Source organism: Nocardia amamiensis NBRC 102102 (assembly GCF_001612745.1).
Classification (GTDB): domain Bacteria; phylum Actinomycetota; class Actinomycetes; order Mycobacteriales; family Mycobacteriaceae; genus Nocardia; species Nocardia amamiensis.
On sequence record NZ_BDBA01000154.1, the window covers coordinates 22,638 to 31,602 of the forward strand.

Genomic DNA, 8,965 nt, shown 5'->3' on the forward strand with positions numbered 1-8,965 from the left:
GCATGACAAGGTCAACGAGGACCTCGGCTCCCGGTGTTCCCGCCGTGCCCTCCCCGCGTGCCACCGTGGCCGCGGCCGCAGCCCGGATCAGCTTGCGCCCGCTGAACTGCGCAATTCCGATGAACGCGGCCGGCGTCTGGTTCGCCCGCAAACTCATCGCCACCGTGATGGCCATCGGCGGTCCCGTTCCGCCGGGTACTTCCGTCACGCGGATCCGGTCCGGAACGGTGCGCGGCGAATGGGTCACAGCGGCCGGTGTGCCTTTCGGCTCGCAGGCGATCTACTACATTCACGGCAGCGGCTACGTGATCTGCTCGGCCCGCACGCACCGTGGTCTCGCTGCCCGGCTGTCGAAGCAGACCGGCCTGCCGGTCTTTCTCACCGACTACCGGCTCGCGCCCGAGCACCGGTTCCCTGCCGCGGCCGACGACGTCGAGGCAGGCTACCGCTGGCTGCTCGACCGGGGCATCGCCGCCGAAGGCGTGGTGATCGCCTGCGATTCCGCGGGCGGGCATCTCGCCCTGGACCTGCTGGTCGAAAACAGCCGCCGCGGCAGGCCGCAACCCGCCGCGGTCGCGATGTTCTCGCCATTACTCGACCTCACGCTCGGCATGGCTGCCGAGCAGGAGCGCCTCGGCACGGACCCGCTGATCTCCGCCGCCGCAGCGAGGCGGCTGCCCGCGTCCTATACCAGCGGCAGGCCCGCCGACGCACCGCGCCTGCGGCTGACGATTCCGCACGCCATGGCACTGCCACCGATCCTGGTGCAAGTCGGCGGCACCGAGATGCTCCGCGCCGACGCGCGGGCGCTGTGCGCCATGGTCCGTCGCGCGGGCGGTCGCTGCGATCTGGAGATCTGGCCCGGGCAGCTGCACGTCTTCCAGGCCCTCCCGATGGTGGTGCCAGAGGCCGACCACGCCCTCGCCCGCGCCGCCGACTTCCTGCGCGCGGCACTGATCGCGACATCCACGGAAAAGGTGAGTTGACATGTTCGGACTGGATCGGTTGGCGGGCCTGGGCAGATCCCGCCGCACGCACGGGGCGCGAGCCGTGGTCACCGGCGCGGGCAGCGGCATCGGCCGCGTTTTCGCGCTGGAGATCGCGGCTCGCGGAGGCCAGGTGATCTGCGCCGACATCGACGAGGCCCGCGCCGACGAGACGGTCGCCTTGATCGAGCGCGACCACGCGGGCGCCGCGCACGCCTTCCGTTGCGACGTGGCGCGGCGCGAGGACGTCGAGTTGCTCGCCCATTTCGCCGACACACTTTTCGAGCGCCCAGTCGACTTGGTGATCAACAACGCGGGCGTAGGCATTGGCGGAAAACCCGTGGGCCGCATCGGATTCGACGACTGGCAGTGGGCGCTGGACATCAATCTGTGGGGCGTCGTGCACGGCTGCGAGGTCTTCGCGCCCAGGCTGCGCGCCACCGGGCGCGGCGGCATCATCAACGTCGCTTCAGCCGCCGGATTCGCCGCGGCGCCCTCGATGGCCGCCTACAACGTGTCGAAGGCGGGCGTGCTGTCGCTCTCGGAGACCATGGCCGCCGAACTGAGCGGCACCGGCGTCGCGGTCACCGTCCTGTGCCCGACGTTCGTGCGAACGAACGTCGCGCGCGACGGCCGGATCACCAGGGAGTCCGCGCAGCTGGCCGACTTCTTGATGCGCTGGACCGGCTTCTCCCCCGAGCGCGTCGCGCGCACCGCGCTGGACGCGCACGACCGCGGGCAGCTCTACGTCCTGCCCCAGCTGGACGCACGCGTCGTCTGGCTGCTCAAACGGCATTTCCCCGCCCGGTACACCTACCTCCTCGGGCTCTTGGATCGGCTACTGCCCCAAGACGACTCGACCACCACCGGCGGCATGCCGGTCACCGACAAGACAGGAGTCTGACATGGCCATCACGATGGACTTCGACGACATGCTCCGCAAGATCAAGGACCGCCAGTGGGCGCTGGCCGACATCGACTGGGACGCACCCGGCGCCGAGACGATCACGCCCGAACTGCACGCCAAGCTGAAGCCGTTCATGGCCGACCTGATGTGGATCGAGAACGTCGGCGCGCGCGGCTTCGCGGCGATGGCCAAGAAGGCGCCGAATGAAACGTTGCGCGAGATCTACCGCTACTTCCACGCCGAGGAGCAGAAGCACGCCAACGCCGAGCTGGCGCTGATGCGCCGGTGGGGCATGCTCGACGGTGAGGAGATCCCGCAGCCGAACGTGAACGTCAAGCTGGTGATCGACTTTCTGGACAAGTACTCCGACAACATGTCGCTGTCGTTCCTCGGCACCGTGATCCCGATGCTGGAGGTGGCGCTGGACGGGGCGCTGATCAAATTCGTCATGGACGAGATCGAGGACCCGGTCTGCCAGGAGGCGTTCAAGAAGATCAATTCCGACGAATCCCGGCATCTGGCCGTCGATTTCGCGGTGATGGATCTGCTCGGGCACGCGCAGACGCGCAAGTTGCTCATCGACCTGGTCGGCGGCTGGGCCAAGCCCTCGCTGATCATCGGCGTGCTCAGCTACGTGCCGCTGCTGAACAAGATGCGCGACAACATCGTCGCGATGGGCGTGGACGAGGAGAAGCTCTACGGCGCGCTGAAGCGGTACGCGAACGTGGGCGAGCGCAGCGAATTCGCGCGCAGGCTCCCGATGTACCAGATCGTCAAGATGCACGGGGGCTGGGTGATCAATCGCGACCACCCCTACCACGTGGTTGCCGACGCACTGGTGAAGATCACCGGCTTGGTGCCGAAGGCCATGCTGCGCAAGGACCCCACCTGGTCGAAGGAACTGACCTTCGAGCCCGCCGCATGACAAGGGAACCGATGAGCAGGCACACCCTGGACGTCGCCGTGATCGGCGGCGGGTTCGCCGGGATCGGCACGGCCATCCGCCTGAAGCAGCACGGAATCCACGATTTCGCGATCTTCGAACGCGGCGCCGCGGTCGGTGGAACCTGGCGCGACAACACCTATCCCGGCGCGGCGTGCGACATACCGTCGCGGCTGTATTCCTACAGTTTCGCGCCGAATCCGAACTGGTCGCACACCTACTCCGGCAGCGCCGAGATCCTCGGCTATATCGAGGCGATGGTCGCCGAGTTCCGGCTCGGCCCGCATTTCCGCTTCCGGCACAACGTCACAGGCATCGTGTTCGACGAGCGGGCCGGGGCCTGGGAGATCGCCGTCGAGGGACGCCCAGACCCGATTGTGGCGCGTACGGTGGTGCTGGCATCGGGACCGCTGGCCAACGCCGGCTTCCCGGATATTCGCGGTATCGAGACCTACCAGGGTCACAAGATCCACAGCGCCCGATGGGATCACGGCTACGACTTCGCGGGCAAGCGAGTCGCGGTGATCGGCACCGGGGCCAGCGCGGTCCAGATCATTCCGGAACTGGTCGAGCAGGCAGCCTCGGTGCGGGTGTTCCAGCGCACGCCCGGCTGGGTGCTGCCGCGGATCAACCGGCGCACCACCGTCCTCACCAAGGAGCTCTACCGCCGCGTGCCCGCCGCCGAGCAGCTGGCGCGGCGCGCTTGGTACTACGGGCACGAATCGGTCGCGCTGGGCGTGGTCTGGAATACGCCGCTGACCAGGGCTGTCGAGCTGGTCGGCAAGGCGCAGCTGCGCAGGCAGGTCAAGGACCCCTGGCTGCGCCGTCAGCTGACGCCGGACTTCCGGGCGGGCTGCAAGCGCCTGCTGATGACCGACGACTACTACCCCGCGCTGCAGCGCGACAACTGCAAGCTGATCACCTGGCCCATCGCCCGGATCTCCGAACAGGGCATCCGCACCGCGGAAGGCATTGAGCACCAAGCGGATTGCATTGTCTTCGCGACCGGGTTCGACGTGTCCAAGACCGGGACACCCATTCCGGTGGCCGGGCTCGACGGGCGAATTCTCGCCGAGGAGTGGTCGCGCGGCGCCTACGCCTTCAAAAGCGTCGCGGTCTCCGGATATCCCAATCTGTTCCTGACGTTCGGACCGAATTCCGGACCCGGGCACAACTCGGCGCTGGTCTATATGGAAGCCCAGATCGACTACCTGGTCAGCGCGATCGGCACGATTCTGGACCGGGATCTGCTGCTGCTCGACGTCCGGCGCGACCGGCAGGACCGCTACAACGCGGCCATCCAGCGCAGGCTCGCCGCCACCACGTGGAACTCGGGATGCCGCAGTTGGTACCTCACCGAGGACGGCTTCAACGCGACCATGTATCCGGGCTTCGCCACCCAGTACGCCCATCAGCTGCGCACGGTCGATCTCGACGACTACGTCGTGGTCGAGGCGAGCGCCGAGCGCCGGGTCGCACCGGTTTCCCAGGTGCCGAGGCGGCGGTGGGCCGGAGGCTAGACTCGGTCGGCAGGGTTTCCGCAGCGCGCCGCTGCTGCGCTCGAGGCCGTGGTGAGCGAGGGAGGTGAGGTCGACGCCGGAGTACCGGATCGACGATCTCGCGCGCGCCGCGGGCACCACCACCCGCAATGTCCGCGCCTACCAGGAACGCGGGTTGCTGCCGCCGCCGGTCGGCAAGGACGGGCGGGCCAGCATCTACGACGACGCACACCTGGAGCGGCTGCGCCTGATCGACGCGCTGCTGCAGCGCGGCTTCACCACCGCGCACATCGCCGACTTCATCACCAGCTGGGAAACCGGCAAGGACCTGACCGAGGTGCTCGGGCTGCAGCACGCGGTGACCGCGTCCTGGGCCAAGGACGAGACCTTCGAGGTGCCACGCGAGCTGATCGGCACCATCCTCGGTGCCGAAGCCGACGAACTCGTCGACCGCCTGCGGGAGATGAAACTGGTCCGGCTCGAGGGCGAGACGGTGGTGTTCACCGACACCCAGCTGCTCACCTCGTTCGCCGAACTGCACGAGTACGGTCTCGAACTGCGCACGCTCATCGAGATCTACGCCAAAGTGGCCGACCGGATCGATGACATCACCCACATCATGATCACCGCCGCCAAGCAGCACATCATCGACGAGCACGGACCCGGCTGGCTGCCGGACACCAGCAGCGAAATCGCCGACACGACAACGATGCTCAACAAGATGCGCGAGCTGGCGGTCGCCTCGGTGCACGCCACCCTCGCCCGTTCGCTGGACGTCACGCTGCGACGCGAACTCGGCGACTATCTCGCCACCGCCGCCGACCGTGAGCGTCAGCGGACCGAATCAACACCCGAGATCTGAGCCACCGACTCTCGCCTGAGCAGCACTCCGCGATCGGAGCGGGCCTATTCCGGTTCTGCGCCTCGGGACCTGACTGTCCACGACGGCGGCGGGCAGGTACCGCATTCACGCGCGCGACCACTGCACCCACCCACCGCGACTACTCTCCTACCCAAGCGCAGAGTGCCGACCTTCGACGGATGGAGTCGCCGTGGCGTCCGACCGACCGAGAATCCCTCCGCAGCGGCTGGTGCGGGCCGTCGAATCGGTCCGCATGGTGCTGGCGGTGGCGTTTCGCAAGCTGGTACCCGGGCATATCGCGCTGATGGAGCTGATCGCCGCCGGATGGATCACGCAGGCGATCCACGCCGCCGCGGCGCTGGGTGTAGCTGATCACCTCGTGAAAGGGCCGCGGTCGGGCGCGGAGCTCGCCGCGGCGGTGGGCGCCGACGAGGACGCGTTGCGGCGATTGCTGCGGCTGCTGATCAGCTACGGCATCTTTACGCAGCATCGCGACGGCAGGTACGCGCTCACACCGATGGCGCAGGCGCTGCGCCGCGACGCGGACGTATCACTGCGCGACGCGGTGCTGTTCTTCGGTTCGGCGACGCACCGCAACCACTGGTCGCACCTGGTCGACGCCGTGCGGACCGGCCGGCCCGTCGGCGAAGAACTGGACGGGATGCCGTTCTTCGACTACGTGCAGCGCGATCGCGAACTCGGCGAGCTGTTCGACCGCGCGATGACCAGTATCAGCACCCTGGCCATGGAGCCGTTGCTGACGGCCTACGACTTCGGCCGCTACGACACCCTCGTCGACGTCGGCGGTGGCGAAGGAACAATGCTCACCGAAATCCTGCGTCGCTCACCAGGGTCGCGCGGCATTCTGTTCGACCTCCCCGAGGTGGTGGCCGCCGCGCCCACCCGGCTCGCCGAACTCGGCTTGGCCGAACGCTGCACCGTCGAAAGCGGATCGTTCTTCGACAGCGTCCCCAAGGGCGGCGACGCCTACATCCTCAAACACATCTTGCACGACTGGGCCGAGCCGGACGCGGGCCGCATCCTGGACGCACTGCGAGCGGCCATGGAGCCCGACGCCAGGCTGCTGATCGTCGAACTCGTGGTTCCCGAACACACCGGTCCGCACCCGAGCAAGTTCATCGACCTGGAGATGCTGGTCAACGTGGGCGGCCGGGAACGGACCGAGGCCGAGTACCGGGAGTTCCTCGCCCGCCACGGATTCACGCTCGTCCGGTGCGTGCCGACGGTCTCGCCCGAGAATGTACTGGAAGCGCGGCCGAGCTGAAACCCGGTGCGCTCGGCTACCGCGCCGAGGGCACGACGAACGCGAGTGTCGCTATCCCGATGGAGCCATCCGACACGCACGTGGCGCGCATCGGCTTGCCGACCTTCGTCTGCTGCGACTCGAAACCGCTGTAGTAGCCGAACACCGGGCCGGAATACCCTGGCGGCACGTGAAAACCGAGGCACTCGGTCTCCAAGACCGCCGACCCCTCACCGCTGTGGCACAGGGCGGCCGCGTCGGTGACGCCGCGGTCGACATAGCAGCCGGTCGGCACCGCCCCGGCTGATCCCGCGCCGATGAAGACGAAACCGATCCCGAGGCTCAACAGACCGATCGCCCCACTCGCTCGCCGCATCATGGTGTGCACCGCAATCCCTCCTCGGCAGATCTCGGCCAATCCTGGTTTTGCTGTGCGGGGCCGCCCCATCGCCCTCGCATCGCTGCTCTTTCCGAATATTTCAGCAGAACCGGAAAGACCGGTCGAGCGCGACACCAGCGCGAACAGGCTGTGGGCGATCGCGACGAAATCGCGGTACATGTCACCGGAGGTACGCTGGTTTCCCAGATGCCTGGGACCGCCGCGCGCCGACAGCGCCGAATCGGCGGCGCTGCACACGAATCCATGCCTCCTGGTGTGAACGGTCTCGAGCTTCGTCGTCGATGTGATATCCGTCACTTCCGATGCTGCCGGCGGTCGACGTTTTCCACGTCGTTGGAGTTGCGATCCGAGACTCGAAATCCGCGCTGCCGCAGCCCGGTGCGGCTCCCGGTTGCCGAAGTGCCAATCACCGTGGTGTCGCGGCGAGAACCTGCACAGAGCGCTCCTCTGGACAACCTTTCCTGGGCTTGGTGCTGCGATACCTGGAAGGGACCGCGCCGAGGGGCCCGACCACGCGTCCGACTGTGCGACGAGGCGTCGAATCGCAAATCCTGGTAGCACACATGACATCTCCGGTCTCGCTGTGCGACCGCTAGGCTACGGACAGCGTCGGCGGGTTCGAGTGAGGATGTGATTCGGCCGTGGATTGGACCTTCACTCCGGACGAGTTCGCCCATATCTGGCGTGAGGCCGACCTGGATCGCCACCCGTATCCCCTGCGCATCCTGGAGACGCCGCGCACCGAAGACGAGGCGGAGAAGCTGCGCAGCATCCTCGCCGAGCGGCTACCGCACGGCCGCGACCCCGACCTGTCGGCATGCCTGCGCATTCTCGCCGAGCCGCATACCAGAATCGTCGCGATCGGTGGCGCACACCGGCCGGGCAGCGAACTGCGGCTGCTGGCCGCCGCGATCTACGACCGCGCCGTGCTGGCAGTGCAGGAACCCGGATCGAACCCCGATTTCGGTGGTTCCGTGCGCGTTTCGATCGGGCACAGCGCGAAGTTGGGCCAGCGGATCGCGGCGCTGCTGCCGAAGACGCCGCCGGGCAAGGAACCTCCTCGCGTTGCCTCCGGCGACGCGGTACGCGATCAGGAGACCGTGCCCGCGCGCCGGTCGGCCGCTCCGCGGATCCGCAAACTGCTGCTCGAGCCGCACACCGCCGAGGGGCACATCAGAATCGAACCGCGGCTGGATCGTCCGGCTCCGCCGCCGCCGATCCACTACACCTGGATCGACGTGCAGGGCGACGGGCGGTACCTGATCAAGGCGGGTGACGAGGTGCGCATCACCCCGGCCTCGTCCGAGCAGATCGCCGCGCAACTGCAGAAACGCATCCCCGTTTAGCTCACGTCGGCGGCCCGAGGCCGACGACTTTGCTGACCCGGCACCGGCTTCCGGTTAATCTGGGGCGGACGACCGATCTCAGGGGTGAGCGATGACGATCGAGACCAGCCGAACCGATATCGCCCGATTCAAGGAGGCGGCACAGGCCGGGACCGTTCAGTTCGATCCGGCAGCGGCCCGGCAGTGCGCTGACATGTACGACCGGCAGGCCGATCGGCTGCTCCACCTACAGCAGCGCCTCGAATCCGCCGCGGAACTGGACGGATTCGGTGGTTTCGTCTCCGCACAGCAGTTGCAGGCCGGTTTCGGTCACAAGGCGCGCGACGCCGCGGCCCTGCTCGACCACTACATCGAGGCGGCTTACCGGATGAAGGAAGCGTTCCTGATCAGCGGCGGTCTGTTCGAGGAGGCCGACGCCGCACACGCCGCCGCCCTGCGTGCGATCCAGCCGAGGCTCCCGCGGTGAGCGGCTCCGATCCCACCTACATCAGCTCGATGGAGCATTTCGAGTCGATGCGGCACGAGGAGATCTACGCCAATGCCCAGCAGATCGATGCCGCGCAGGTACTGCGCGCTTCGGAAGCCTGGCTCGAGGTGGCCGGCGCCCTCACCACATCGTTCCCGCTCACGCACGGCGGCGTGGACCGCGTGATGGACTCCGTGGAGTGGAAAGGCGCAGCCGCCGACGCGGCCCAGGCCAGCGCACGCAGTTTCGCGGCGTCGGCCAACGAGCTGGCGGCGGTGCTCGGCCAGGTCGG

The 8,965-nt window shown here is 67.8% G+C and carries 9 protein-coding genes and 1 pseudogene; 9 read left to right on the forward strand and 1 reads right to left on the reverse strand.

Features of this window, described 5'->3' with window-relative positions; all coding sequences use genetic code 11:
* Positions 1–2: 2 nt before the first annotated feature.
* From NA4_RS26170 to NA4_RS26195, 6 genes are all read left to right on the forward strand, one after another.
* Positions 3–986: an alpha/beta hydrolase gene (locus tag NA4_RS26170; RefSeq protein WP_067475468.1), complete on the forward strand. Its 984-nt coding sequence runs from the start codon at positions 3–5 to the stop codon at positions 984–986.
* 1 nt (position 987) lies between these two features.
* Entirely contained in the window at positions 988–1,890 is a 903-nt protein-coding gene (locus NA4_RS26175; protein WP_067475472.1) for an SDR family NAD(P)-dependent oxidoreductase, read from the forward strand.
* Positions 1,891–1,897: 7 nt separating this feature from the next.
* Positions 1,898–2,818 (forward strand): ferritin family protein, encoded by a 921-nt coding sequence (locus NA4_RS26180; RefSeq protein WP_067475508.1) that lies wholly within the window; start codon positions 1,898–1,900, stop codon positions 2,816–2,818.
* The gene (locus NA4_RS26185) at positions 2,815–4,356 is read left to right on the forward strand and encodes a flavin-containing monooxygenase (RefSeq protein ID WP_245671599.1); all 1,542 of its coding nucleotides are present in this window, start codon (positions 2,815–2,817) and stop codon (positions 4,354–4,356) included. Before NA4_RS26180 ends, NA4_RS26185 begins: the two co-directional genes overlap by 4 nt.
* A gap of 64 nt (positions 4,357–4,420) precedes the next feature.
* Positions 4,421–5,197, forward strand: coding sequence for a MerR family transcriptional regulator (locus NA4_RS26190; RefSeq protein WP_067475479.1), 777 nt, complete (start codon positions 4,421–4,423; stop codon positions 5,195–5,197).
* Positions 5,198–5,387: 190 nt separating this feature from the next.
* Entirely contained in the window at positions 5,388–6,482 is a 1,095-nt protein-coding gene (locus tag NA4_RS26195) for a methyltransferase (RefSeq protein ID WP_245671600.1), read from the forward strand.
* Between the two features lie 16 nt (positions 6,483–6,498).
* Here the strand turns inward: NA4_RS26195 and NA4_RS26200 are convergent, their stop codons facing one another.
* On the reverse strand, positions 6,499–7,098 hold the full coding sequence (locus NA4_RS26200) for a hypothetical protein (RefSeq protein ID WP_157129311.1): 600 nt from the start codon (positions 7,096–7,098) through the stop codon (positions 6,499–6,501).
* A 404-nt stretch (positions 7,099–7,502) separates the two neighbouring features.
* Between NA4_RS26200 and NA4_RS26205 the strand changes: the two genes are divergently transcribed.
* From NA4_RS26205 to NA4_RS26215, 3 genes and pseudogenes are all read left to right on the forward strand, one after another.
* A complete protein-coding gene (locus tag NA4_RS26205; RefSeq protein ID WP_067475497.1) occupies positions 7,503–8,207 on the forward strand; it encodes an ESX secretion-associated protein EspG in 705 nt (234 codons plus the stop codon).
* Positions 8,208–8,298: 91 nt separating this feature from the next.
* Positions 8,299–8,673, forward strand: coding sequence for a hypothetical protein (locus NA4_RS26210; RefSeq protein WP_067475498.1), 375 nt, complete (start codon positions 8,299–8,301; stop codon positions 8,671–8,673).
* Positions 8,670–8,965: pseudogene (locus NA4_RS26215) on the forward strand (hypothetical protein); the annotation flags it as partial. The gene NA4_RS26210 and the pseudogene NA4_RS26215, both read left to right, overlap by 4 nt.